A 24,142-nucleotide genomic window follows, 5' to 3' on the forward strand; every position below is an offset into this window, starting at 1 on the left:
CCGTTGAACGCGTCCATCGACGACTCGGCGATGCCGATGCCACCGGCCCAGCCGTAATCACCATTGCCCGCGGTGAACGCGCCCGGCCCGTCCGGGTCCTTCTTGGCGTCGACGACGAGCGGGTTGCCTTCGGGCATCACGAACCGCCCGCGGACTTGTTCAGGTCGTCGGCGACGCCGCTCTCGTACTTGTGGTACGCCGCCGCGGCCTCGCGGACCTTGCCCGAAACCGCCGTCATCGCCTGCACGGCGTCCTTGAGCGCGTCGATCCCGTACTGCTCCACCGGGTCCAGCAGCATCCGGAACGGCTGGCAGAGGATGCCGTACGCGTCGGTCGGCATGCTCACCTGGTTCGCCGCGTCGACGGCCTGCTGCAGCCCGTCACCGATGGCGTCGAGCTGCTTCGCGTGCGCCGTGAGGTCGGTGCTGAGTTCCACGTCCGTCATCGGTTTCCCCCTCAGGAAAGAATCGGCCCGCCGAAGTCGTCGTCATCGTCGTCGATCGGACGACGGCGCCGCGGCGGCTGCGGCGGAGCAGGCGGCGCGGGTGGCGCGGGCGGGGTGCGCGGTGGCTCGTCGGTGTCCTCCGGCAGGAACCGGCGGACGCGGTCGGGCTCCGGGAACGCCGGCTCGGGCTCCGGCGGCGGCTGCGGGAAGGTGCTCTGCGCCTCGCGGACGATCTCCGCCGCGGCCTGGTCGCCGGTGCCGGTGGTCTCGGTCATCGCCTGCTGCAACAGCTCCGGGATCCGCGCCTGCGCCCGCTGCACCAGCTGCATGACCTGCGCCGACACCTCGGCCATCCGCTTGCCGGCCGCGGTTTCGGCGATGACGAGGTTCTTCAGCAGCCCACGCGAATCGATCGTCACCTGGACGGTGCCGTCCTTCGACCGCTCGGTGACCGTCTGGCCCTGCATGCGATCGGCCAGCGCCTGGTACCGGGCGGCGTTCTCCTCGAGCCGCTTGGTCCAGTTGTCGATCATCGCGTCGCTGGCGTCGATGCTGTCCGGCATCACGGCCCCTTCTCTCTGCTTCCCCACCTTGACGGATCCGGGACGCCGTCGGTTCCCGATTCACGTCAAAGGCCACCATAGGGGACCCGGAGGTCTCCTACGGTGGCCTTCGCCGAGACGAGATGTCAGAGGTTGCCTCGGCGCTGTGCTGATGGCGCCTCGGCGTCAAAGATTGCCTCGGCGCTCCTGCTCACGCTCGATCGCCTCGAACAGCGCCTTGAAGTTGCCCTTGCCGAAGCCGAGCGAGCCGTGCCGCTCGATCAGCTCGTAGAACACCGTCGGGCGGTCGCCGATCGGCTTGGTGAAGATCTGCAGCAGGTAGCCGTCCTCGTCGCGGTCGACCAGGATGCTGTGCTCCTTGAGCGTCTCGATCGGCACGCGCACGTTGCCGATCCGGGCGCGCAGCTCCGGGTCGTCGTAGTAGGAGTCCGGCGTGTCGAGGAACTCGACGCCGGCGGCGCGCATCGCCGTCACCGTGGCGATGATGTCGTTGGTGGCCAGCGCGATGTGCTGGCAGCCCGCGCCGTCGTAGAACTCGAGGTACTCGTCGATCTGCGACTTCTTCTTCGCGACGGCCGGCTCGTTCAGCGGGAACTTGACCCGGTGGTTGCCGTTCGAGACGACCTTGCTCATCAGCGCCGAGTACTCGGTCGCGATGTCGTCGCCGACGAACTCCGCCATGTTCACGAAGCCCATGACGCGGTGGTACCAGTCGACCCAGTAGTCCATCTTGCCGAGCTCGACGTTGCCGACGCAGTGGTCGACGGCCTGGAACAGCCGCTTCGGCGCGCCTTCCGGCCGCTTGATCGTGCTCTCGCGCGGCTCGTAGCCGGGCAGGTAGACACCGTTGTAGCGGGTGCGGTCGACCAGCGAGTGGCGGGTTTCGCCGTAGGTCGCGATCGCGGCGACGCGGACCGTGCCGTGGGAGTCGGAGACGTCGTGCGGCTCCTCGAGGATGGTCGCGCCCTGGGCCCGCGCGTGCTCGATGCACTTGTCGACGTCGGTGGTCTCCAGCGCCAGGTCGATGACGCCGTCGCCGTGCTTGCGGTGGTGGTCGAGCAGCGGCGAGTCCGGCCGCACGCCGCCGGTGATGACGAACCGGGCCGAGCCGGACTTCAGCACGTAGGACTTGCGCTCGTAGTCCCCGGTTTCGGGACCGGAGTACGCGACGAGCTGCATCCCGAACGCGATCTGGTAGTACCAGGCGGTCTGGGTGGCGTTGCCGGCGATGAACACCACCGCGTCCATGGCCTTGACCGGGAACGGGTCGGTCGAGGCGTCGTGGTCGACGAGCCCGACCAGCTGACGCAGCTGGTCGTAGCTGACGTCGTCGAGGGCACCCTGGGGTTCGGCAGTCTGGGTCATACCCGAAGGATCAGCCCTGCGAGGCAAGTTGAGCAATGGACTCTGTTTTCACTGGGCAATCTGCTTGGTGAATGTGCGGTCATGGGCGTCATGATGGACAATCTGCGCATGCCGGAGAATCTCGATGCGCTGGATGCGCGGCTGCTGCTGTTGCTCACCGATTCGCCGCGCCTCGGGGTGCTGGAGTGCGCCCGCCGCCTCGGGGTGGCGCGCGGAACGGTCCAGGCCCGCCTCGACCGCCTGACCGAGCGCGGCATCCTCGGCGGCTTCCCGCCGGAGCTGGACCTCGCGGCGATGGGCTACGGCCTGACCGCGTTCGCGTGGCTGGAGATCGCCCAGGGCCGCCGCACGGAGGTGGCGCAGGCCTTGGCCGCGATCGACGAGGTGTGCGAGGTCCACGCGACGACCGGCCAGGGCGACCTGTTCGTCCGGATGGTGGCCCGGGGCAACGACGACCTGCAGCGGGTGATCGACAAGGTGGTGGAGGTGCCGGATGTCCTGCGCACCTCGACGTCGATCGCGTTGTCGACGCCGGTGCCGCCGCGGGTCCGCCCCCTGCTGGAGCGGACCGCGCGGGGCTGACGGCTCAGCCTTCGTCGGCCACGTGGGCCAGGTAGCGCTTGGCCGACCGCTGGACGACCTCGAAGCCGTCGGTCCGCACGATCGCGTCCCACCAGGCGCCGTAGATCGCCTCGAAGCGGTACCCGGCCAGCAGCTCCGCCGCCCGGCGGACCACGCTCGGCCGCTCCGGGACCAGGTTCGGGTAGCTGTACATGAAGCCGACGTGCGTCCGGTCCGGGATCACCTGCACGATGTCGCCGGACAGCAGCGCGCCCTGCCCGTTTTCGCCGTCCGGCCAGTGCAGCACCGTGCCGCCGTCGAAGTGCACGCCAAGGTTGATCAGCCGCAGGTCGTCGGCGACGTCGAGGGTGGTGCCCGACCACAGCTTCACCGCCGGGTCGGGCCGCCCGATCCACTGCTGGTCGGCTTCGTGCAGGTAGACCGGCACGTCGAACGCCCGCGCCCACTCGACCATCGTCGTGTAGTAGTGCGGGTGGCTGATCGCGATGCCGGTGATCCCGCCCAGGTCGCGCACCTGCCCGACCAGGGCGTCGTCGAGGTAGGCCGCGCAGTCCCAGAGGAAGTTGCCGGACCGCGCCCGCACCAGCAGCGCGCGTTCACCGATCGCGAAGCCGGGGTTCGAGCCGACGCCGATGATGCCGGGGCCCTGCTCTTCGATCCGCGGGGTGTACGTGCCGCTCTCGCGGAGCGAAGAAAGGTTCGTCCACTGCTGCCCGGACTGCGGGACGTACTGGCGCTCGTCCTCGCAGATCGGGCAGTCGTCGCGGGCCACGGCGTACTGCATGCCGCACGCCTGGCAGATCGGTTCGGTGCTCACGGTGCTGTCCTCCCAGAATGTGGATCCTGGGAGGACACGCTAACCGTCCTTACTTCGCGTCGGTGTACGGAACCGCCTTGACGAGCGTCACCTTCTGGACCTTGCCGTTGGGCAGCTCGTACTCGCGGGACTCGCCCTCCTTGGCGCCGAGCAGGGCCTTGCCCAGCGGCGACTCCGGGGAGTACACGTCGAGCTCGCCTTCGGCGCCCTCTTCGCGGGTGGCGAGCAGGAACTTCTCGTCCTCGTCGTCACCCTCGTACCGGACGGTGAGCACCTTGCCGGGCCCGGCGGTGCCGTCGTTCGCGGGCGCTTCGCCGACCTTGGCCGAGCGCAGCAGCTCCTGCAGGTGCCGGATGCGCGCTTCGGCCTGGCCCTGCTCCTCGCGAGCCGCGTGGTAACCGCCGTTTTCCTTGAGGTCACCTTCTTCGCGGCTGTCGTTGATGCGCGCGGCGATGACCGGCCGGTTCTCGATCATTTCGTCGAGCTCGTGCTTGAGCCGGTCGTAGGCATCCTGGGTGAGCCAGGTCACCTTGGTGTCGCTCACGGTCACCATCTCCTCGTCGGGCCTGCCAGGCTTGCGTGTTCAAGCCGGCCCACGCGGGCGTAGGTGCCCGCGTGGCTGAGATAAAGGAAAAACACGGCCCGTCGCGGGCCGTGCTGAGGGGTCAGAGTATCACGGCGCGAGAGGTCGACGCCCGTTATTTCCCCGCGCCCTGGGCGTTGAGCGCGCGGTTCACCCCGTTGGCCGCTATGGGGTTGACAGATAGCGTGGTATGTCGTACGAGCAGCCGAAGACGTCGGCGGTCACCGGTTCCCCGATGCTCTTGATCGTCGTGCTCATCCTGCTGTACTTCACGCCGGCGGGGATCAGGAGCTCTTTGCGGCCGCTCTCGGCGCCGGTCTTGTCGCGGGCACGGACGACGCAGACGCCCGGCCGGTTGTTGTCGTCACGGGTGACGTTGATGGTGATTTCCATCGCGTTGCCCGGTTTCGCGCTGAACGCGATGCGCTCGGCGTCGATCGGCGCCGCACCGAGGTTGACGTACGCGACCCACGCGATCAGGCCGCTGACCAGCAGGGCGATGGCCAGGAAGAGCCAGCGCCGCCAGCGCCGGGACGTCTTCGCGCGCCCGGAGCCGTACCGGTCCGCCAGCAGCGCGGGCGCTGCCGTTCCCGCCGGTCCGCCTGCCAACCCGGGCCTCCTGCTCGTTCCTGTCGTACCCGTGAGGACAATGGTGACGCGGGTACGTCTCGAGTATCCGCCCGCTGGGTGGGCGGCCCGCAGGTGGGTCGCGGAATAAGGGTGGAAGGGGAGTCGTTCGGAGCATGGTGGACGCCGACGAGCAGAGGAACACCGCCAAACCGCGCCTGCGCCTGATGGCCGTGCACGCGCACCCGGACGACGAGTCGAGCAAGGGTGCCGCCACCATGGCCCGCTATGCCGCCGAGGGTCACGAGGTGCTGGTCGTCACGTGCACCGGGGGCGAAGCCGGCAGCATCCTGAACCCGGCCATGGACCGGCCCGAGGTGCTGGCGAACATGGCCGAGATCCGCCGCGAGGAGATGGCGCGCGCGGCCAAGATCCTCGGCGTGAGCCAGCGCTGGCTGGGCTTCGTCGACTCCGGCCTGCCGGAGGGCGACCCGCTGCCGCCGGTGCCCGAGGGCTCGTTCGCCGTCGTGCCGCTGGAGGAGTCCACCGAGGCGCTGGTGCGGGTGATCCGGGAGTTCCGCCCGCACGTGATCACCACGTACGACGAGAACGGCGGCTACCCGCACCCCGACCACATCCGCACCCACGAGGTGTCGATGGCGGCGTGGGACGCGGCGCCGGACCCGGCCCGCTTCCCCGACGCCGGCGAGCCGTGGCAGCCGCTGAAGCTGTACTACATGCACGGCTTCTCGCGCGCCCGGATGGTGCTGTTCGACGAGGCGCTGAAGGCGGCCGGGCTGGAGTCGCCGTACACCGAGTGGCTGGCGAACTGGGACCCCGACCGGGGCGATGTGATGGAGCGGGTGACGACCCGCGTCGAGTGCGGTGAATACTTCGAGGCGCGGGACGAGGCGCTGAAGGCGCACGCCACGCAGATCGACCCGACCAGCCGCTGGTTCGCCGTGCCGCGGGAGATGCAGCGCGAGGTCTGGCCGACCGAGGAGTACGAGCTGGTGAAGTCGCTGGTCGACAGCACGTTGCCGGAGGACGACCTGTTCGCCGGCATCGTCGGCGCCGAGGAGAAGGTGAACACATGAGCTTGACGCTGCCGGCCGGCGTGGCGCTTCCGGTGACCGCGTCGGCCCTGGTGCTGGCGCAGCAGCCGGGCAACGGCGACAACGGCGGGCAGGGGGAGGACTTCGGCAAGTCCTCCCCGGTCGGCTTCCTGGTGCTGATCCTGTTCCTCATCGCGGTCGCGTTTCTGGTCCGGTCGATGACGAAGCACCTCAAGCGCGTCCCGGCCAGCTTCGACGACCCGCCCGCGCAGGAGGCGCCGGCCACCGAGCCGCCGGCCGAGGCCCCGGCGGAGCCGGAGAAGAAGCAGCCGAACGGCGCCTCCCCGGCCAAATCGGACTGAGTGCCCTGCCGCAGTCGTCGTGAGTGGTAATTCGGGTTCTAACCCGAATTACCACTCACGAGAAGCCCGGCAGGTCAGAGCCGCGGGTCCACCGGGTCCGACTCCAGCGCGAGCACGGCGAACACGCACTCGTGCACCCGCCACAGCGGCTCGCTCCGCGCGACGCGCTCCAGGGCCTCCAAGCCCAGCGCGTACTCGCGCAGCGCCAGCATGCGCTTGCGGTTGAGGCCCCGCTTGCGCAACCGCTCCAGGTTCTCCGGCAGCGTGTAGTCCGGGCCGTAGATGATCCGCAGGTACTCGCGCCCGCGCACCTTCACCCCGGGCTGGACCAGCCCGCGCGTTCCCCTGGTCAGGTTCGCCGCCGGCTTGACGACCATGCCCTCGCCGCCGTTCGCCGTCAGCTCCTCCCACCACGAGACGCCCCTGGCGACCGATGCCTCGTCCAGCAGGTCCACTTCGAGCGTCCGGGTGCGCTGGAAGCGCGAACCCTGCAGGAGGTTCAGCTGCGCGAGGTGCCACGAATGCGGCCGGTCGTGGTAGGCCTTCCCTTCGGACGCCAGCAGCTGGAACGGCGCCAGCCGCACGCCGTCCAGGCCCGATGTCGGCCAGCAGTAGCGCCGGTACGCCGTTCGGTACGAGTCCACCGTGGCGGAGCGGGTCGCCGTGCGCGCCAGGAGGTCGCCGACGTCGATGCCGCGTGCCGCCGCCGTCGTCAACGCCGAGACGGCCGCGGGCAGCACGGCCTCGGCGGCCGCGCCCACCGATGCGTACTGGTCCGCGATGAGCGAGCCGGCCTTCGCGCTCCACGGCAGGAGCTCGGCGTCGAGCAGCAGCCAGCCCGAGTCCAGCTCCTCGAACAGCCCGGCCGCCGCCGTGCGCACGTCGGCCAGGAGCGCGTCGTTCTGCGCCGCCGGGAAGAACGGGCGCCCGGTCCGCGTGTACACCGCGCCGCCGCCGCGGATGCCGAACCGGCGGTACGCCACCTCGTCGTCGCGGCAGACCAGCACCACCGCCCGTGAACCCATGTGCTTCTCTTCGCACAGCACCGACTGGACCCCGGCCGCCCGGTACTCGGCGAACGCCTCCTCCGGGTGCTCCAGGTAACCGGCGCGCGACGACGTCGAACACGGCGCCATCGTCGGCGGCAGGTACGCCAGCCACCGCGGGTCGACCGCGAACCGGCTCATCACCTCCAGCGCCGCCGCCGACTGCTCCGCCGAGACGCCGACCCGGCCGTGGTGCGCGGTCTGCACGATCCGCTTGCCGGTGACGTCGGCCAGCTCCAGCACCGCCGGCTCCCGCCCGGCGAGCGGCCGCGAGGAATCCAGCGGACGGGACGGCTCGTACCAGACCCGGTGCGCCTTCACCGAGACGACTTCGCGCTCCGGGTAGCGCAGCGCGGTCAGCTTCCCGCCGAAGACGGCGCCGGTGTCGAGGCACATGGTGTTGTTGACCCACTCCGCCTCGAGCGTCGGCGTGTGCCCGTAGAGGACCGTCGCAGAGCCGCGGTAGTCGCGGGCCCACGGCAGCCGCACCGGCAGGCCGTACTCGTCGGTCTCGCCGGTCGTGTCGCCGTAGAGCGCCATGCTGCGCACCCGTCCGGACGCGCGCCCGTGGTACCGCTCCGGCAGCCCGGCGTGCGCGACGACGAGCTTCCCCCCGTCCAGGACGTAGTGCGCGATCAGGCCGTCGCAGAACTCGTGCACCTGCCGCCGGAACTCCTCGCTCTCCGCGCCGAGCTGCTCGAGGGACTCGGCGAGCCCGTGCGCGACGTTGACCTTCCGCCCGTGCAGCGCGCGCACCAGCTTCTGCTCGTGGTTGCCGCACACGACCAGCGCGTTGCCGGACGACGCCATCGCCATCACCCGGCGCAGCACGCCCGGGGTGTCCGGGCCGCGGTCGACGAGGTCGCCGACGAACACCGCCGTCCGCCCCTCCGGGTGCACGCCGTCGGCGTACCCCAGCTCGGCCAGCAGCTCCTCGAGCTCGGCCGCGCAGCCGTGGACGTCGCCGATCACGTCGAACGGCCCGGTCAGCTCCCGCTTGTCGTTGCGCAGCGGCTCGACGACGATCTCCGCCTCGGCCACTTCGGCTTCCGAGCGCAACACGTGCACGCGCCGGAAACCCTCGCGCTCCAACGACTTCAGCGACCGCTGCAGCTCACCGCGCTGCCGCCGGATCACGTGGTCGCCGAAGTCGCGGTCGGGCCGGCCCGCGTTGCGCGCGACGCAGACGCCGAGCGGCAGGTCCAGCACGATCGCCGTCGGCAGCACGTCGTGCTCCTTCGCGAGCTTCACCAGGTTCGCCCGCGAAGCACGCTGGACGTTTGTCGCGTCGATGACGGTCGTCCGCCCGGCCGCGAGCCGCTTCGCCGCGACGTAGTGCAGCGCGTCGAAGGCATCGGCGCTGGCCGACTGGTCGTTCTCGTCGTCGGCGACGAGCCCGCGGAAGAAGTCGCTGGAGAGCACCTGCGTCGGTGCGAAGTGCGTGCGCGCGAACGTCGACTTGCCGGAGCCGGAAGCGCCGACGAGCACGACGAGCGCCATGTCGGGGACGGTCAGCTTCACGCGGCCACCTCCTTTTGGGTGGTGAAGACCGCCAGTTGGGTCGGCGGTCCCGATTCCTGGTCCTCCGGTCCGATCGGCAGGTACCGGACGTCGTAGCCGCGCCGGGTCGCGACGCCGTCCGCCCAGGAGCGGAACTCGGCTCGGGTCCATTCGAACCGGTGGTCGGCGTGCCGGAAATGCCCCGTTGGCAGGAACTCGAACAGCCGGTTGTACTCCGCGTTGGGCGTCGTGACGAGCACCGTGCGCGGCGCCGCGACGCCGAACACCGCGTGTTCCAATGCCGGCAGCCGGTCGGCGTCGACGTGCTCGACGACCTCCATGAGCACGGCGGCGTCGAACCCGGCCAGCGCCGGGTCGGCGTAGGTCAGCGCGGACTGCCGGAGCGTGACGCGGGAGCCCTCCTTCAGCCGCTTCTCCGCGATGCGCAACGCGCTGCTCGACACGTCGACACCGACGATCTCGGTGAACGACCGCTCCTGCTCGAGGACGCGCAGCAGCGCGCCGGAGCCGCAGCCGAGGTCCAGCACGCGCCGGGCGCCCACGGCCCGCAGCGCGGCGAGCACGCTGCCGTGGCGCTGCGACGCGAGGCTTTCCGGCTTGTCCGGCACCTCCGTGACCAGCGCTTCGGCCTCGGCCGGGACGTCGTCCGCCTCGGCCAGCCGCGAAAGCGCGTACGCGACGACCGGGCGGCGGCGCTCCAGGTAGCGGTTCGTGATGAGGGTCCGCTCGGGGTGCGCGGCGAGCCAGCCGTCACCGGCCCGCAGCAGCTTGTCGGCCTCGTCCTGGCCGACCCAGTAGTGCTTGTCGCCGTCGAGCGCCGGCAGCAGCACGTAGAGGTGGCGCAGGGCGTCGGCGACGCGGTGGGTGCCGGTGAGCCGCAAGTCGACATAGCGACTGTCGCCCCACTGCGGGAACTCCGGGTCGAGCGGGATCGGCGTCGCCGAAACGTGCCAGCCGAGCGGCTCGAACAGCTTGTGCACCACCTCTGGCCCGCCGCGAGCCGACAGCGACGGCAGGTGGATCTCCAGGTCGAAGCGCTCGTCGACCAGTTCGGGCCGCGCGGCGCACCGGCCCGCGAGCGCGGTCGTGAACGCGGCCCGCAGCGCGACCGCGAGGTACGAGCCCCCGGCGTACGGCCGGTCGTTGACGTACTGGGTCAGCGACGTCCCGCCGCCGCGGACGAGCTCGACGGGATCGATCTCGACGAACAGCGCGGCGGTGCAGCGGCCCGGCGCCGCCTCCGGGTAGAAGACGTGCGCGGTGCCGGCCGACAGCGCGACCGACTGCGCCTTCTCCGGGTGCTTGTGCAGGAGAAAGCCGAGGTCGGTGGCCGGGTTCCGGGTCGTCGTGATGGTCAGCAGCACCGGCACAGTGTGGCGGAGCGGCCGGTGACCGCGCGCCCGGTTTTCCCGGACGCGCGGTCACCTTTCGGCTACTTGAGCGGTGTCCCGCCCGAATTGTGGTAGGCGATCGTCTTCTTGATCAGGTTCCCGCCGTCGGTCTCGACCGTGGTCTGTTCCTGCTGTCCCGCGCCGAACAGGATGGCGGCGACGTGCGCGTCCGCCACCTGGTCCAGGTGCGAGAAGAAGTAGTCCACCTTGTCGTCCTTGTAGTGGCCGAAGGTGTTGTCCTGTGCCATGTTGCCCACCGGGACCTGCCACAGGACCACGGGCTTGCCCACCGATTCGGCCATGGTCTTGTAGAACTTCAGCGTGGCCGTGGCCTGCTGGTCGGTCCAGAAGGTGTTGCGACCGCCGTTCGCCGGCTTCGCGTACCAGCCGGCGTCACGGTCCGAGACGTCGGTGACCAGGAAGTCGGCGTTCTTCGCGCCGAGTTCCGCGTAGTCCTTCACGCACCCCTGGATGTTGTTTTCCCAGTCCCAGCAGGTGAGGTGCAGCCCCGCGCCCGCGTTCGGCGCGTACTTGTGCGCCATCGATATCAGGCAGGCGGCCAGGCCGGCGGCGCTGTTCTCCTGCGTTCCGCAGTCCGTCGGGTTCGAGGCCTTGACCTGGGCGGGGACCTGGTGCGGGCTGCCGAGGGAGCGGACGTAGCCCCAGAAGTCGGGCTCGATGTCGATCATGTCCGGCGACTTGCCGATCTTCTGGAGGAAGAAGCGGAAGTCGTTCAGGTAGCGGGTGAGCAGGTCGGTCCGGTTGATGGCGACGACCTCGCCGGGACCGTCGCCCTGGCCCGCCGCATCCCCGAGGTCGCGCAGCGAGTACCAGGTCCAGAGGTACTTCTGCGGGCGCGGCTTGCCCTGGTAGGTGGCCTGGGCCACGTGCTGGTCGCCCCAGGTCACGTAGAAGCCGGGCGCGGTGGTTTCGCCGGTCCAGCAGCCCCACCAGCTCGACCACTCGGCCTTGCAGCGCGCCGCCGTGTAGTAGTCCGAGGAAGGCGCGGGCTGGCTGTGGACGTAGTTGTACCGGACGTCGAACGGCGCGGCCGCCGCCGAGGCGTCGTTCATCGAGCCGCCGATGAGCAGCGTGTCGCTGCCCATGAACCGGGTCGCCGAAGCACGGCTCTCGGTGGTGGGCGTCGCCGACGTCGTCGACGGGCGGGTGCTGCTCGGGGCCTGGCTCTTCGTCGTCACGCTGGTGCGCGGTGGGGTGGACGTCGTGGGCGTGGCGGTGCCGTCGGAGCCGCCGACGCTCCCCGCCGGGACCAGCTGCCACTGCTGGTTGGGGCCGCCCCAGTCCCAGTACTGGGCGACCCGGGCCCCCGCGGCCTTGGAGCCGGCCGGGACCTCGACGGCCATGCCGCTGAAGCGGTTGATCAGGCGCACGTGGCCGTCCGGCGACTTCTCCAGGCGGAACTGCTGGTTGGCGCCGTTCAGGTCGTGCCACTGCACCATGGCGGAGCCGGCGGTCTTCGACCAGCCGAAGTCGTCCAGCACGTTGCCGGAGTTGCGGTTCTGCAGCCGGTAGTAGCCGTCACCCGCGTCGATGAACCGCCACTGCTGGTTGGCCCCGTAGAGCCGGCCCCACTGGATCGCCGCCGCACCGTCGTTCCTGGCGTAGGCGAAGCCGTCCAGCGCCTGGCCGCTGTTGCGGTTGACCAGGACGTACCAGGACTTCGGGTCGACGGTGTCCGCCGAGGCCGTGCTGACCACGACCACGGAACCGGTCGCGACGGACAGGACGACGGCCGCCCAGAAGCCCCGGCGCTGGAACAGCCGGCGCTGGAACAACCGGCGTCCGCGATGCCGTCCCCGGCGGGCCGGGTGACCGCCGCCGGTGGGGGACGCCGGAGACGGCGTGGGTGGGCGAGGGGACATGTCGGTGCTCTCTTTCGGTCGCTGCCTCTGACGCCGGCCGCGCGGCCGGACGGCACCGGGTTGCCGCCGGCCGGGGAAAGGTTGCCGCGGCCCGCGAGATTTCCCGCGGCCGCCGCGCGCCCGGTTTTCCCGGGTGCGACCCTGGGACCATGAACCGCCTCGCCAGCGCGACCAGCCCGTACCTGCTCCAGCACGCGGAGAACCCGGTCGACTGGTGGCCGTGGGGGCCGGACGCGCTCGCCGAGGCGAAGCGGCGGAACGTGCCGATCCTGCTTTCCGTCGGCTACGCCGCCTGCCACTGGTGCCACGTCATGGCGCACGAGTCGTTCGAGGACGCCGGGACTGCGGCGCTGATGAACGCGAACTTCGTCAACATCAAGGTCGACCGCGAGGAGCGGCCGGACATCGACGCGGTGTACATGGCCGCCACCCAGGCGATGACCGGGCAGGGCGGCTGGCCGATGACCTGCTTCCTCACCCCGGACGGCGAGCCGTTCCACTGCGGCACCTACTACCCGCCGTCGCCGCGGCCGGGCATGCCGTCGTTCCGGCAGCTGCTCGCCGCCGTCACCGAAGCGTGGCAGGAGCGGCCGGACGAGCTGCTCGACGGCGCCAAGCAGATCGTCGCGCACCTCGCCGAGCAGACCGGGCCGCTCCAGGAGTCCGCGGTGGACGAAGCGGTGCTCGCCGGCGCGGTCGGGAAGCTCCAGCAGGAGGCGGACAGCGTCAACGGCGGGTTCGGCCGGGCGCCGAAGTTCCCGCCGTCGATGGTCCTGGAGTTCCTGCTGCGCCACCACGAGCGCACGGGTTCCGCGGTGGCACTGTCTCTTGTGGACAAGACGGCCGAGGCGATGGCCCGCGGCGGGCTGTACGACCAGCTGGCCGGCGGGTTCGCGCGCTACTCCGTCGACGCCGAGTGGATCGTGCCGCACTTCGAGAAGATGTTGTACGACAACGCGTTGCTCCTGCGTTTTTACGCCCACCTCTGGCGGCGCACCGGCTCGGCGACGGCGTTGCGGGTCGCCAACGGAACGGCGGGCTTCCTGTTCGAAAGCCTGCGGACACCCGAAGGGGGCTTCGCGTCTTCGCTGGACGCGGACACCGACGGCGTCGAAGGCCTGACGTACGTCTGGACGCCGGAGCAGCTGCGTGAGGTGGTCGGTGACGACTCCGCCACCGAGCTGTTCGGCGTCACGCCCGAAGGCACCTTCGAGGAGGGCGCTTCTACGTTGCGCCTGTTCGGCGACCTGCCCGAGTCGCTGCGCCTGAAGCTTCTGGACGCGCGCGCGAAGCGGCCGCAGCCGGGTCGGGACGACAAGGTGATCGCGTCCTGGAACGGCCTGGCGATCACGGCTCTCGCCGAGGCCGGGGTGGCCCTGGACCGGCCACAGTGGATCGAGTGGGCCCGTGGGGCTGCCGAGCTGCTGCTCCAGGTGCACGTCGTCGACGGACGGCTGCGGCGGTCTTCGCGCGACGGCGTCGTCGGCGAATCCGCGGGGGTGCTGGAGGACTACGCCTGTGTCGCCGACGGGTTGCTGGCGCTGCACCAGGCGACCGGCGAGGCGAAGTGGCTCACCGAAGCGACCCGCCTGCTCGACCTGGCGCTGGCGCACTTCGCGTCCCCGGACGTCCCCGGCGCGTACTTCGACACGGCCGACGACGCCGAGACGCTGGTCCAGCGCCCGGCCGACCCGGGCGACAACGCGAGCCCGTCGGGGGCGTCTGCGCTGGCCGGGGCGCTGCTGACGGCGTCCGCGCTGGCGGGGCACGCCGATGCGGGCCGGTACCGGGAGGCGGCCGAGCAGGCGCTGCGGCGGGCCGGGGTGCTGGCCGGGCGGGTGCCGCGGTTCGCCGGGCACTGGCTGTCGGTGGCGGAAGCACTGCAGGCCGGCCCGGTGCAGGTCGCGGTGGTGGGTGCGGACAGCGCGTTGCGGCTGGCCGCGGCCCGGGGCGTGCACGGCGGAGGGATCGTGCTGGCGGGCGAGCCGGACGCGCCGGGCGTGCCGCTGCTGGCCGACCGCCCGCTGGTGGCCGGTACCCCGGCGGCGTACGTCTGCCGGGGGTACGTCTGCGACCGCCCGGTGACGTCGGTCGAGGAGCTGACCGCCCAGCTCTGATCGCCCTGGGTGAACGCGGTGTCTGTCGCCCTGATTTCGGCGTAACTTCGGTAGCGTTGTAATCATGTAATCCCGGAGGTAAGTCATGGGACGCGGATGGCGCGGAAGCGGGGGCTGGCAGCAGACCGAGGTCCCGTCGGCGGGGGACGCGGCGGCCTGGTTCGGCGGGCGCCTGCCCGACGGCTGGTTCACCGGCGCACCGGAGATCACGGTCGACCGCGAGGAGATCATCGTGGTCGGCGAGCTCCCGGCCCTGACGGAGGAGTACGCGGACGACGCGGCCCGCGCGGCGGCCGAGGAGGGCCGGATCAGCCGGTACCGCGAGGAGACGCGCGACGAGCGCATCGAGATCGCCCGCCAGGCCGAGCACCGCTACCAGCGCAAAGTGGCCTGGGGAGCCCGGCTGGGCGGCACGACGGCACTGTTCACGACGCACTCGGCACCGGTGATGACGCGCCTGCGCCAGCCGGAGCGCCTGGTGCTGGACACCCTGGTGGACGCGGGCGTGGCCCGCTCCCGGTCGGACGCGCTGGCGTGGGCGGTGCGGCTGGTCGGCCAGCACGCGGACAGCTGGCTGGGCGAGCTGCGCGAGGCGATGAGCAAGGTGGACGACCTGCGTTCCCAGGGCCCCGACCTGGCCTGACCGGTCTCCCGCGGCTGTCGTGAGTGGTAATTCGGGTTAGAACCCCAATTACCACTCACGAGGCACGGCCTGGACCTTCCGGCGCGGCTCACCTAGAGTTCGCTCGTGCCCACGGTCCGTGCCGTGGTTCCGCCGTCGCACACGTCCTCCCCGTGAAGGAAGTGTCCATGGACGGCAGGTTCACCCGGCGGCAGCTGATCAAGGGCGGGCTCGCGGTGGCGGCGGTACCGCTGCTCCCGGCCGTGCCCTTGTCACCGGCCTCGGCGGCGCCTCGGATCGACGTTCCCGTGCTCCCGTGGCCGGCGGCGAACGACATCGTCGCGAACACGACGGTTCCGCAGTTCCCGGACCGCAGTTTCCCGATCACCGGTTACGGCGCGAAAAACGACGGCAAGACCGACAACACCGCGGCGATCAAGAAGGCGATCGACGCCTGCAACGCGGCCGGTGGCGGGCACGTCATCGTGTCGTCCGGCGGCAGTTTCCTCACCGGCGCCATCTACCTGAAGAGCAACGTCGACCTGCACCTCGAATCCGGCGCGGTGCTCAAGTTCAGCGGTGACGCGGCGAAGTTCCCGAACGTGCTGACGCGCTACGAAGGCATCGAGTGCGTCAACCGTTCGCCGATGATCTACGCCTACGGGGAGAAGAACATCGGTCTCACCGGCAGCGGCACGCTCGACGCGGCGGCCACGTCGTCGTGGAACAAGGGCAGCGACCGCGCGTACCTGGAGTCGTTGGTGGCCAAGGGAACCGCGCCGGAGAAGCGGGTGGTGCCGGGCTCCGGGCACAGCATGCGGTCGGCGTTCGTCGAGCCGTACGCCTGCGAGAACGTGCTGATCCAGGGCATCACGCTGAAGAACTCCATGTTCTGGCAGCTGCACCCGACGCTGTGCCGCAACGTCACGGTCGACGGCGTCAGCACCGACCCCAGCACCGCGCACAGCAACACCGACGGCTGCGACCCGGAGTCGTGCGACCACGTCGTCATCGCGAACTGCAACCTCGGCGCGCACGACGACAACATCGCGATCAAGGCCGGCCGCGACGCCGACGGGCGCCGGGTGAACGTCCCGTGCCAGAACCTCGTCGTGGTGAACTGCGTGATGAACGGCAACTGGGGCGCGATCACCTGCGGCAGCGAGCAGACCGGCGGGATCCGCAACGTCTACGCCTACAAGCTCACCGTCAAGGGGGATACGAAGTTCGCGCTCTACGTGAAGTCCAACACGCTGCGGGGCGGGTTCTCCGAGAACATCAACCTCGACAGCGTTTCCGGCACCTTCGCGCGGAACTTCGTGTTCGTGACGTCGACCTACAACAGCCAGACCGGCAGCTACGTCCCGTCGTTCGGGCCGTTCACGATCAGCAACTGCTCGAGCACGAAGATCTCGGGCAAGACGTTCGACGTCAGCGGGCTGTCGAACGCCCACGTGCACGGGTTCGCCGTGGCGAATTCCACGTTTAAAGGCGTGTCCGACACGTCGAACACGCTGAAGTACGTGGACAACGCGCGCTTCACGAATGTGACGGTGAACGGCAAGCCGATCTGAACCTGCGGGATCGGCGGCGCTGCGGCAGGCTTACTACCAACGAGTAGGAAGCCTGCCGTTCGTCCTTTCCGGAGGTAGCCGTGGACGTCCCCGAAGTGCCCTCGAAGGTGGATCCGGACGCACTGACCGCCGTCCTCGACGGTCGCTGGGCCGAGCTGCGCCGCGGGGTGCGGGCGCAGATGGCCGACGCGGAGTTCCGGGACCCGGTGGACCTCGGCATCGAAGCGCACCGCGCCCAGGTGCTCGACCAGCTGCGCGCGCTCGCCGCCACCGACCGCCCGGGCCTGGGCTTCGACCCGGCGTACGGCGGCGGTGGTGACGTCGGCGGCTCGGTGACGTCGTTCGAAATGCTCGGCTACGGCGACCTGTCGCTGATGGTGAAGGCCGGCGTCCAGTGGGGCCTGTTCGGCGGCGCCGTGCAGCTGCTCGGCACCGAGCGCCACCACGAGCGGTACCTGCGCGCGATCATGAACCTCGACGCGCTGGGCTGCTTCGCGATGACCGAGCACGGCCACGGCTCCGACGTCCAGCACCTGCGCACCACGGCGACCTTCGTGGACGGCGGGTTCGTCATCCACACGCCGGACGCCATGGCGCGCAAGGAATACATCGGCAACGCGGCCCGTGACGGCCGGCTGGCGGTGGTTTTCGCGCAGCTGGTGACCGGCGGCGAATCCCGCGGCGTGCACGCGTTCCTCGTCCCGATCCGCGACGACAACGGTGCCCCGATGCCCGGGGTGTCCATTGAGGACTGCGGACCGAAGGCGGGCCTCAACGGCGTCGACAACGGCCGGCTGGCGTTCGACAACGTCCGGGTGCCGCGCGAGGCCTTGCTGAACCGCTTCGGTGACGTCGCCGAGGACGGGACGTACTCGAGCCCGATCGAGAGCGACAGCCGCCGGTTCTTCACGATGCTGGGCACGCTGATCCGCGGCCGGGTCAGCGTCGGCGGCAGCGCGGGGAGCGCCACCAAGCGCGCGCTGGCCCTGGCCGTCCGCTACGGCGAGCACCGGCGCCAGTTCATGAAGCCGGACGGCGACGAGGTCGTCGTCCTCGACTACCTCGGGCACCAGCGGAAACTGCTGCCGGCACTGGCGAAGACGTACGCGCTGCACTTCGCGCAGGAAGAGCTCGTGTCGAAGCTGCACGACATCGACCCGTCGGCGCCGGAGGAGGAGCAGCGCGAGCTGGAGTCGCGCGCGGCCGGGCTGAAGGCGCTCAACACGTGGCACGCGACGGCGACGATCCAGGCCGCGCGCGAGGCCTGCGGCGGCGCGGGCTACCTGGCGGAGAACATACTCCCGGGCCTGAAGGCCGACACCGACGTCTTCACGACGTTCGAAGGCGACAACACGGTGCTGCTGCAGCTGGTCGCGAAGGGTCTGCTGACCAGCTACAAGCAGGACTTCGAGGACCTTTCGCCGCTGGCCACGGCCCGGTTCTTCACCGACCAGGTGGTCAACACGATCCTGGAGCGGACGTCGGTGCGCAAGGCGCTCGAGTCGCTCACCGAAGGGTCCGATTCGGACGTCTTCTTCCGCCGCGAGTGGCAGCTCCGGCTGTTCGAGGACCGCGAGGAGCACGTCGTCGAGGGCGTGGCAAAGCGTCTGCGCAAGGCGGCGTCCGACCCGTTCGGCGTGTTCAACTCGGCGCAGGACCACGTGCTGCGGGCGGGCCGCGTCCACGTCGAGCGCCTGGTGCTGGCGGCGTTCGCGGCGGCCATCGAGCGCTGCGAAGATCCGGACGCCCGCACGCTGCTCGAGCGTGTCTGCGACCTGTACGCGTTGTCGGCGATCGAAGAGGACCTGGCGTGGTTCCTGGGCCACGGCCGCCTGACGGCGTCGCGCGCGAAGGCCGTCACCTCGGCGGTGAACCGGCTGTGCGCGGAGCTGCGCCCGCACGCGCGCACGCTGGTGGACGCGTTCGCGATCCCGGAGCAGTTCCTCGCGGCGCCGATGCTGACGACCTGAGGCGGTGGTGACCCGGACGGGTGGCCGGTATCGGGGCCCGGCCACCCGCCCGGGAGCTCTCAGGAGCGCCGGTGCTCGCGGTCGTCGCCGGTGACCTCGAACTGCTCCTTGCGGACCTTGCCGGACACGGTCTGCTCGTCGCTGACCGTCTCCTTCCGCAGGCGCGCCCGCTCGACCGGCACGGTTTCCTTGCGCACCACGGGCTTCTCCGCGTGCAGCACCATGTCCTGCTCGGCCTCGCCGATCTCCGCCCGGCCGCCGCTGCCGCCGGTGACCGGCTCGCGTTCGATGCGCACCTCTTCGTGCCGCACCGGCACGGTGACCTGCTGCTCTTCGGTGACGACGTACTTGCGCAGCCGCACATGCCCGGCCTCGACCTGCTCGGTGCCGACGTTCAGCCGTTCCTCGGAGCGGGTCATGGCCCGGTCGTCGCGCTTCCCGCCCATGGCGGCCTTCCCTCGGTCCGTCCGGCCGTCCGGCGACGTGCGCGGCACCGGCAGGCCGTAGTGCTGGTAGAGCTGGGTGCTCTCCTCGGGCGAGAGGTGCCCGTCGGCGTCGATGCGGGGTGCGTCGGACACGCTGTCCTTGTCGACCTGGACGTGGATGCCGTCGGAGTCCGTGTGCGCGCCGGAGAGCGGGACGAAGCTTTCCTTGGTGCCGAACAGGCCGGTCTTGACGGTGATCCACTCGGGCTGGTGCGTCGCGTCGGCGAGGTAGACGTTGCCGACCTTCCCGAGCTTGTTGCCCTCGGGGTCGACCACGGCGCTGTCGATGAGTTCTTCGGGCTGCATGGTGCTGGCCATCGCGGTCGTGCTCCTTCCACGCGTCGGTTCGCTGTGAGGCCCACCGTCGGCCGCGCCGGCGAGCGCGGCAACCGTCGTGGTGTCCCCGTGGGTGACCCCTGAACGTGATCGTTTGAAGCGCCTTTCGCGGGCCAGGCCCGGCGGTGCCCGCAGGTCGGCGCGGTGTCGCCGGCGTGACCGGCCGCCGCGGCGGCGACGCGAAGGTGTGGACCTGAACCGGGCGTGACCGGCGTCACCCGCGGCGCTGTCACAACGCCGTCGCGCGGGTCGTCAAGGGGGTGAAGCAGACGATGGAAGGGGAACGGCCATGGAAGCCCGGATCAACCTGTTCGAGAACGAGATCACCGGCAAGTTCGTCAAGCGCCTGATCGCGGCCTCCCGCCCGGTCGAGGAGTCCTCGCTGCCGCACGCGACGCAGGAGCTCGTGAAGATCCGCGCGAGCCAGATCAACGGCTGCGGCATGTGCCTCGACATGCACACGAAGGACGCGGCGGCGGCCGGCGAGACGCCGGTCCGCCTGGCGATGGTGGCGGCGTGGCGGGAAGCGGTGGTGTTCACCGAGGCCGAGCGCGCGGCCTTGGCGCTGGCGGAGGAGGGCACCCGCCTGGCGGACACGCACACCGGCGTCACCGACGAGACGTGGGCCGCGGTGCGCAAGCACTACGACGACGAGCAGATCGGCGCGCTGATCGCCCTGGTGGCGACGATCAACGCGTGGAACCGGCTGAACGTGATCGCCCGCAACCCGGCGGGGGAGTACCAGCCCGGGATGTTCGGCTGAGGGCGCTCCGCCTGCCGTGCGGCGCCGGACCAGCTTCGATGGTGACGACCGCACGGAGGTGGAACCCCCAACCGTGGCACACCACTGTGGACACCGCCCGGCGTAACTTGGTTGAGTGCCGGGACGGGTGATGTTGTCCAAACCATCGAGTGATGTCGATAAAGGACGGCGCGGAATCGCCCGATGATTTTACCATGATGAAAAAGACGCTCTTCGCAGCCGCGATCATCGGTGGCGCCATGCTTGCTGTTGCCGCGCCGGCTTCCGCCGGTGAGGGTCACCACCCGGGTGGCGGTGGCATCAGCATCGGCGACAACCTGTGCGCGGCTCCGTGGCAGTGGAACGGTCCCATCGAGGCGCTGCACGCGGGCCACGCCCCGTCGTACGCGGCGTGCAACAACAACTCCACCGGCGGCGGTCACGGTGGCATCAGCATCCTGAACAACGCGTGCCTGCTGCCCTGGCAGTGGAACGGCCCGCTGGAGCTGCTGACCGTCGACCACAACCCGTCGTACGTCGCCTGCAACGGCAACTCGGCCGGCTGACAAGAAAGAAGCGTCGTGGCTGGTTGATCGAGTGTGCACCAACCAACCGCGGTCGGTCTTCTGCTGACAGAAGCGTGGCCCCCGCTCGATGCCGAGCGGGGGCCACGCTTCCGCGTTTCCGGGTCAGGCGTACATGGCCAGCCAGATCGCGATGTAGTGCGAAACAGCCGCCAGCACCGTGCAGGCGTGGAAGAACTCGTGGTACCCGAAGGTGTCCGGCCAGTGGTTCGGCCACTTCACGGCGTAGAACACCGCGCCCAGCGTGTAGAACAGCCCGCCGACGCACAGCAGGACCAGCGCGGCGACCCCGGCGTGCGAAGCCAGCTCGGGGAACACGAACACCGCGACCCAGCCCAGTGCGATGTAGATCGGCACCCCGAGCCACCGCGGCGCGTGCGGCCACAGCATCTTCAACGCCACGCCGGCGATCGCCCCGCCCCAGACGATCGACAGGATCACGTACCCCGTCGGCTTCGACATCGCCAGCAGCGTGAACGGTGTATACGTGCCGGCGATGAACAAGAAGATCATCGAGTGGTCGGCACGCTTCATCCACTTGTACGCCCGCGGGCTCCAGAACCGCCGGTGGTACAGCGCGCTGACCCCGAACAGGCCGAGCACCGTCAAGCCGTAGACCGAAGTCGCCAGCGCGGCGACCGGGGACACTGTGGACGCCGCCAGGCTGATCAGCGCGGCCGCCGCGGCGAGGGCGCCGAAGAACGTCCAGAAGTGGATGTGCCCGCGCAGCCGGGGGCGGAGATCCACTACGGGTTCGGGTGGTTCCGTCGTCAGGCTCACGCTTCCAGGTTACGGCAGCGTAGGTTCTCCGGCAGTGCTCAAGTCACACGCCTCACACCGGGTGCGTACGCTGACTCGACGTGAGTGTTCGCTCCTTCTTGTCCGACGTCGTGTACAGCGCCTACGGCAGGCGCCTCATCCAGCAGGCCGCCGGGCGGCATCCGCGGCACATCGCCATCATGCTCGACGGCAACCGCCGGTGGGCCCGGGAAGCGGGCTTCACGGACGTTTCGGACGGGCACCGGGCCGGGGCGAAGAAGATCGCGGACTTCCTGAGCTGGTGCCAGGAGGCCGACGTCGAGGTCGTCACCATGTGGCTGCTGTCCACGGACAACCTCAACCGCGACCCGGACGAGCTCACGCCGCTGCTGAAGATCATCACCGACGTCACCGACGAGCTCGCCGCCCCCGGCACGCCGTGGCGGCTGCGGATCGTCGGCGCCCTCGACCTGCTGCCCGCCGAGGTCGCCAAACGGCTCAGCGAAGCCGCCGCCCGGACCGAAGGGCGGACCGGGATGGAGGTCAACATCGCGGTCGGCTACGGCGGGCGCCAGGAGATCGCCGACGCCGTGCGGAAGCTGCTGCTGCAGCACGCCGACGAGGGAACGTCCATTCACGAGCTGGCGAAGATCCTCGACGTCGACCACATCTCCGAGCACCTCTACACCTCGGGCCAGCCGGACCCGGACCTGATCATCCGCACCTCGGGCGAGCAGCGGCTGTCCGGTTTCCTGCTGTGGCAGTCCGCGCACTCGGAGTTCTGGTTCACCGAGGCCTACTGGCCCGCCTTCCGCCGGGTCGACTTCCTGCGTGCCATCCGCGACTACGCCTGGCGGCACCGCCGGTTCGGCTCGTAAAGCACCGGCAAAGCCGCTGGTCAACGGCCCTGGGGCACACCCAGAGTTGATTTCGGACGACCGACGGTGAGGTGACGATCTGGCGAATCACCGTGTTGGCTCCCTGCGCGCCGCCGCATTCGTGGGTACCTTCCGAGGTGAGGGCGCGCGTTCCGTGCGGGTCCTCGCGGGAGGCCCTGGTCGTGGCGGTGATCGAGGGGGCGGCTCAGCCGCCCACGAGACGCTCGAGGGGGCCGGCACCCGGCCCTCGTGGCCGCGCCACCTGACGCACTCGTCAGGAGGAGTGGTCCAGCCAGGGAGGTGCCCGGCCCAGCGAGTGCGGGCGTGAGGTGCACACGCCCTCGAGGGAGATGCCGTCGTGACTGCGCAGCGTTTGCCCCGTAAGGCCTCTGGCCACTCTTCGACCGGTGCCGTTCCTGGCCCGGAGAAAGCCTCGACCTCGCCCGAATCCCAGCAGCACATGTACGTGCTCGACACGTCGGTCCTCCTTTCGGACCCGTGGGCGGTCACTCGGTTCGCCGAGCACGCTGTCGTGCTGCCGCTGGTCGTCATCAGTGAACTGGAGGCGAAGCGCCACCACCCGGAGCTCGGCTGGTTCGCCCGGGAATCCCTGCGCATGCTCGACGACCTGCGCCGGCAGTACGGCAGGCTCGACGCGCCGCTCCCCATCGGGGACCACGGCGGCACGCTGCAGGTGGAGCTGAACCACTCGGACCCGTCGGTGCTCCCGTCCGGGTTCCGGACCGACTCCAACGACCACCGGATCCTCGCCTGCGCGCTCAACCTCGCGGCGGAGAACCAGGCGGTCACGCTGGTGACGAAGGACATCCCGCTGCGGGTCAAGGCCGGGGCCGTCGGTCTCGAGGCGGACGAGTACCGCGCGCAGGAAGTGACGCCGTCGGGCTGGACCGGCATGGCGGACGTCGACGTTCAGCAGGACGTCATCGACGCACTGTTCGGCGGCAGCACCGTCGACCCGGTCGAGTGGGGCATGGACGAGCTCGCCGAGCTGCCCTGCCACACCGGGCTGCGGCTGCTCGCGGGCAGCTCCAGCGCGCTCGGGCGGATCACGGCGGACAAGCGCATCCGGCTCGTCCGGGGCGACCGCGAGGCGTTCGGCCTGCACGGCCGCAGCGCCGAGCAGCGCGTCGCGCTCGACCTGCTGCTCGACTCCGACGTCGGGATCGTCTCGCTGGGCGGTCGCGCCGGCACCGGCAAGTCGGCGCTCGCCCTCTGCGCCGGCCTCGAGGCGGTGATGGAACGCCGTCAGCACCGCAAGGTCGTGGTGTTCCGGCCGGTCTACGCGGTCGGCGGCCAGGACCTCGGGTACCTGCCCGGGTCCGAGAGCGAGAAGATGCAGCCGTGGGCGCAGGCGGTGTTCGACACCCTCGGCGCGCTGGTCAGCCAGGACGTCCTCGACGAGGTCTTCGACCGCGGCATGCTGGAGGTGCTCCCGCTGACGCACATCCGCGGCCGCTCGCTGCACGACACGTTCGTGATCGTCGACGAGGCGCAGTCGCTGGAGCGCAACGTCCTGCTCACGGTGCTCTCGCGGCTCGGCACGGCGTCGCGGGTGGTGCTCACGCACGACGTCGCCCAGCGTGACAACCTGCGCGTCGGGCGGCACGACGGCGTCTCGGCGGTGATCGAGAAGCTCAAGGGGCACCCGCTGTTCGCGCACGTCACGCTGACGCGTTCGGAGCGGTCGCCGATCGCCGCCCTGGTCACCGAGATGCTGGAGGACCACGGCTGAGCAGTCTGCCGCGGCTTGTCGTGAGTGGTAATTAGGGTTCTAACCCTAATTACCACTCACGAGCCGTGGGCGGCCAGGTAGCTCGCGAAGCGTTCGTCGACTTCCTCGGCCGTCAAGCCGAAGTCCGCGAGGCTGTAGCGGT

22 protein-coding genes are annotated in these 24,142 nt (G+C 70.3%); 11 read left to right on the plus strand and 11 right to left on the minus strand.

From position 1 onward, the window contains the following. Positions 1-136 precede the first annotated feature (136 nt). The 3 genes from ACWED2_RS46060 to hppD all read right to left on the minus strand — a co-directional run bounded on the left by ACWED2_RS46060 (position 137) and on the right by hppD (position 2,373). Positions 137-445 carry a type VII secretion target gene (locus ACWED2_RS46060; protein WP_449696848.1) on the minus strand — a complete coding sequence of 103 codons (309 nt, stop codon included), beginning with the start codon at positions 443-445 and terminating at the stop codon, positions 137-139. An 11-nt stretch (positions 446-456) separates the two neighbouring features. Continuing rightward, positions 457-1,008, minus strand: coding sequence for a YbaB/EbfC family nucleoid-associated protein (locus ACWED2_RS46065; RefSeq protein WP_449696849.1), 552 nt, complete (start codon positions 1,006-1,008; stop codon positions 457-459). Between the two features lie 165 nt (positions 1,009-1,173). After that, a complete protein-coding gene (hppD, locus tag ACWED2_RS46070) occupies positions 1,174-2,373 on the minus strand; it encodes a 4-hydroxyphenylpyruvate dioxygenase (protein ID WP_449696850.1) in 1,200 nt (399 codons plus the stop codon). 108 nt (positions 2,374-2,481) lie between these two features. Here hppD and ACWED2_RS46075 point away from each other — a divergent pair, with 108 nt between their 5' ends. Beyond that, positions 2,482-2,955, plus strand: a complete 474-nt coding sequence (locus ACWED2_RS46075; protein ID WP_449696851.1) for an Lrp/AsnC family transcriptional regulator — start codon at positions 2,482-2,484, stop codon at positions 2,953-2,955. Between the two features lie 4 nt (positions 2,956-2,959). On the opposite strand, the gene ACWED2_RS46080 is transcribed toward ACWED2_RS46075, so the two are convergent. The 3 genes from ACWED2_RS46080 to ACWED2_RS46090 all read right to left on the minus strand — a co-directional run bounded on the left by ACWED2_RS46080 (position 2,960) and on the right by ACWED2_RS46090 (position 4,964). After that, complete coding sequence (locus tag ACWED2_RS46080) at positions 2,960-3,772, minus strand: MBL fold metallo-hydrolase (RefSeq protein ID WP_449696852.1); 813 nt, start codon at positions 3,770-3,772, stop codon at positions 2,960-2,962. A 49-nt stretch (positions 3,773-3,821) separates the two neighbouring features. Further along, the gene (greA, locus tag ACWED2_RS46085) at positions 3,822-4,325 is read right to left on the minus strand and encodes a transcription elongation factor GreA (RefSeq protein ID WP_206790023.1); all 504 of its coding nucleotides are present in this window, start codon (positions 4,323-4,325) and stop codon (positions 3,822-3,824) included. 195 nt (positions 4,326-4,520) lie between these two features. Next, complete coding sequence (locus ACWED2_RS46090; RefSeq protein ID WP_449696853.1) at positions 4,521-4,964, minus strand: DUF4307 domain-containing protein; 444 nt, start codon at positions 4,962-4,964, stop codon at positions 4,521-4,523. 134 nt (positions 4,965-5,098) lie between these two features. Here ACWED2_RS46090 and mca point away from each other — a divergent pair, with 134 nt between their 5' ends. Together mca and ACWED2_RS46100 are read left to right on the plus strand one after the other, a co-directional pair. Then, positions 5,099-6,019 (plus strand): mycothiol conjugate amidase Mca, encoded by a 921-nt coding sequence (gene mca, locus ACWED2_RS46095; protein WP_449696854.1) that lies wholly within the window; start codon positions 5,099-5,101, stop codon positions 6,017-6,019. Then, positions 6,016-6,339 (plus strand): hypothetical protein, encoded by a 324-nt coding sequence (locus ACWED2_RS46100; RefSeq protein ID WP_449696855.1) that lies wholly within the window; start codon positions 6,016-6,018, stop codon positions 6,337-6,339. Before mca ends, ACWED2_RS46100 begins: the two co-directional genes overlap by 4 nt. Before the next feature lie 74 nt (positions 6,340-6,413). On the opposite strand, the gene ACWED2_RS46105 is transcribed toward ACWED2_RS46100, so the two are convergent. The 3 genes from ACWED2_RS46105 to ACWED2_RS46115 all read right to left on the minus strand — a co-directional run bounded on the left by ACWED2_RS46105 (position 6,414) and on the right by ACWED2_RS46115 (position 12,093). Next, the gene (locus ACWED2_RS46105; protein ID WP_449696856.1) at positions 6,414-8,906 is read right to left on the minus strand and encodes a polynucleotide kinase-phosphatase; all 2,493 of its coding nucleotides are present in this window, start codon (positions 8,904-8,906) and stop codon (positions 6,414-6,416) included. Next, positions 8,903-10,270, minus strand: coding sequence for a 3' terminal RNA ribose 2'-O-methyltransferase Hen1 (locus tag ACWED2_RS46110; RefSeq protein WP_449696857.1), 1,368 nt, complete (start codon positions 10,268-10,270; stop codon positions 8,903-8,905). The genes ACWED2_RS46105 and ACWED2_RS46110 overlap by 4 nt, the downstream gene beginning before the upstream one ends. Before the next feature lie 68 nt (positions 10,271-10,338). Further along, positions 10,339-12,093, minus strand: coding sequence for an RICIN domain-containing protein (locus ACWED2_RS46115; RefSeq protein WP_449696858.1), 1,755 nt, complete (start codon positions 12,091-12,093; stop codon positions 10,339-10,341). A gap of 236 nt (positions 12,094-12,329) precedes the next feature. Here ACWED2_RS46115 and ACWED2_RS46120 point away from each other — a divergent pair, with 236 nt between their 5' ends. The 4 genes from ACWED2_RS46120 (at position 12,330) to ACWED2_RS46135 (ending at position 18,463) form a co-directional block, all read left to right on the plus strand. Continuing rightward, positions 12,330-14,297 (plus strand): thioredoxin domain-containing protein, encoded by a 1,968-nt coding sequence (locus ACWED2_RS46120; protein WP_449696859.1) that lies wholly within the window; start codon positions 12,330-12,332, stop codon positions 14,295-14,297. Between the two features lie 85 nt (positions 14,298-14,382). Next, positions 14,383-14,940 carry a hypothetical protein gene (locus tag ACWED2_RS46125; protein WP_449696860.1) on the plus strand — a complete coding sequence of 186 codons (558 nt, stop codon included), beginning with the start codon at positions 14,383-14,385 and terminating at the stop codon, positions 14,938-14,940. Positions 14,941-15,107: 167 nt separating this feature from the next. Next, the gene (locus tag ACWED2_RS46130; protein ID WP_449696861.1) at positions 15,108-16,493 is read left to right on the plus strand and encodes a glycosyl hydrolase family 28 protein; all 1,386 of its coding nucleotides are present in this window, start codon (positions 15,108-15,110) and stop codon (positions 16,491-16,493) included. An 80-nt stretch (positions 16,494-16,573) separates the two neighbouring features. Further along, positions 16,574-18,463 (plus strand): acyl-CoA dehydrogenase family protein, encoded by a 1,890-nt coding sequence (locus ACWED2_RS46135; protein ID WP_449696862.1) that lies wholly within the window; start codon positions 16,574-16,576, stop codon positions 18,461-18,463. Positions 18,464-18,522: 59 nt separating this feature from the next. Here the strand turns inward: ACWED2_RS46135 and ACWED2_RS46140 are convergent, their stop codons facing one another. Further along, on the minus strand, positions 18,523-19,266 hold the full coding sequence (locus ACWED2_RS46140) for a DUF2382 domain-containing protein (protein WP_449696863.1): 744 nt from the start codon (positions 19,264-19,266) through the stop codon (positions 18,523-18,525). A 307-nt stretch (positions 19,267-19,573) separates the two neighbouring features. Between ACWED2_RS46140 and ACWED2_RS46145 the strand changes: the two genes are divergently transcribed. Then, positions 19,574-20,047: a carboxymuconolactone decarboxylase family protein gene (locus tag ACWED2_RS46145; protein ID WP_449696864.1), complete on the plus strand. Its 474-nt coding sequence runs from the start codon at positions 19,574-19,576 to the stop codon at positions 20,045-20,047. Between the two features lie 194 nt (positions 20,048-20,241). Further along, on the plus strand, positions 20,242-20,592 hold the full coding sequence (locus ACWED2_RS46150) for a hypothetical protein (protein ID WP_449696865.1): 351 nt from the start codon (positions 20,242-20,244) through the stop codon (positions 20,590-20,592). A 123-nt stretch (positions 20,593-20,715) separates the two neighbouring features. Here the strand turns inward: ACWED2_RS46150 and trhA are convergent, their stop codons facing one another. Beyond that, complete coding sequence (trhA, locus tag ACWED2_RS46155) at positions 20,716-21,357, minus strand: PAQR family membrane homeostasis protein TrhA (RefSeq protein WP_449696867.1); 642 nt, start codon at positions 21,355-21,357, stop codon at positions 20,716-20,718. A gap of 113 nt (positions 21,358-21,470) precedes the next feature. Between trhA and ACWED2_RS46160 the strand changes: the two genes are divergently transcribed. Together ACWED2_RS46160 and ACWED2_RS46165 are read left to right on the plus strand one after the other, a co-directional pair. Beyond that, positions 21,471-22,247, plus strand: coding sequence for an isoprenyl transferase (locus tag ACWED2_RS46160; RefSeq protein WP_449696866.1), 777 nt, complete (start codon positions 21,471-21,473; stop codon positions 22,245-22,247). Positions 22,248-22,707: 460 nt separating this feature from the next. Next, positions 22,708-24,000: a PhoH family protein gene (locus tag ACWED2_RS46165; RefSeq protein ID WP_091317794.1), complete on the plus strand. Its 1,293-nt coding sequence runs from the start codon at positions 22,708-22,710 to the stop codon at positions 23,998-24,000. Positions 24,001-24,142 lie beyond the last annotated feature (142 nt).

The sequence above is a fragment of the Amycolatopsis sp. NPDC005003 genome, assembly GCF_053600695.1.

What these genes read in the sequence shown, in the direction of transcription:
- ACWED2_RS46060 (WP_449696848.1), bottom strand. Translation starts at nt 445, where the DNA reads ATGACGGACGTGGAACTCAGCACCGACCTCACGGCGCACGCGAAGCAG.
- ACWED2_RS46065 (WP_449696849.1), bottom strand. Translation starts at nt 1,008, where the DNA reads ATGCCGGACAGCATCGACGCCAGCGACGCGATGATCGACAACTGGACC.
- hppD (WP_449696850.1), bottom strand. Translation starts at nt 2,373, where the DNA reads ATGACCCAGACTGCCGAACCCCAGGGTGCCCTCGACGACGTCAGCTAC.
- ACWED2_RS46075 (WP_449696851.1), top strand. Translation starts at nt 2,482, where the DNA reads ATGCCGGAGAATCTCGATGCGCTGGATGCGCGGCTGCTGCTGTTGCTC.
- greA (WP_206790023.1), bottom strand. Translation starts at nt 4,325, where the DNA reads ATGGTGACCGTGAGCGACACCAAGGTGACCTGGCTCACCCAGGATGCC.
- mca (WP_449696854.1), top strand. Translation starts at nt 5,099, where the DNA reads ATGGTGGACGCCGACGAGCAGAGGAACACCGCCAAACCGCGCCTGCGC.
- ACWED2_RS46100 (WP_449696855.1), top strand. Translation starts at nt 6,016, where the DNA reads ATGAGCTTGACGCTGCCGGCCGGCGTGGCGCTTCCGGTGACCGCGTCG.
- ACWED2_RS46120 (WP_449696859.1), top strand. Translation starts at nt 12,330, where the DNA reads ATGAACCGCCTCGCCAGCGCGACCAGCCCGTACCTGCTCCAGCACGCG.
- ACWED2_RS46125 (WP_449696860.1), top strand. Translation starts at nt 14,383, where the DNA reads ATGGGACGCGGATGGCGCGGAAGCGGGGGCTGGCAGCAGACCGAGGTC.
- ACWED2_RS46130 (WP_449696861.1), top strand. Translation starts at nt 15,108, where the DNA reads ATGGACGGCAGGTTCACCCGGCGGCAGCTGATCAAGGGCGGGCTCGCG.
- ACWED2_RS46140 (WP_449696863.1), bottom strand. Translation starts at nt 19,266, where the DNA reads ATGGCCAGCACCATGCAGCCCGAAGAACTCATCGACAGCGCCGTGGTC.
- ACWED2_RS46145 (WP_449696864.1), top strand. Translation starts at nt 19,574, where the DNA reads ATGGAAGCCCGGATCAACCTGTTCGAGAACGAGATCACCGGCAAGTTC.
- ACWED2_RS46150 (WP_449696865.1), top strand. Translation starts at nt 20,242, where the DNA reads ATGATGAAAAAGACGCTCTTCGCAGCCGCGATCATCGGTGGCGCCATG.
- ACWED2_RS46165 (WP_091317794.1), top strand. Translation starts at nt 22,708, where the DNA reads ATGTACGTGCTCGACACGTCGGTCCTCCTTTCGGACCCGTGGGCGGTC.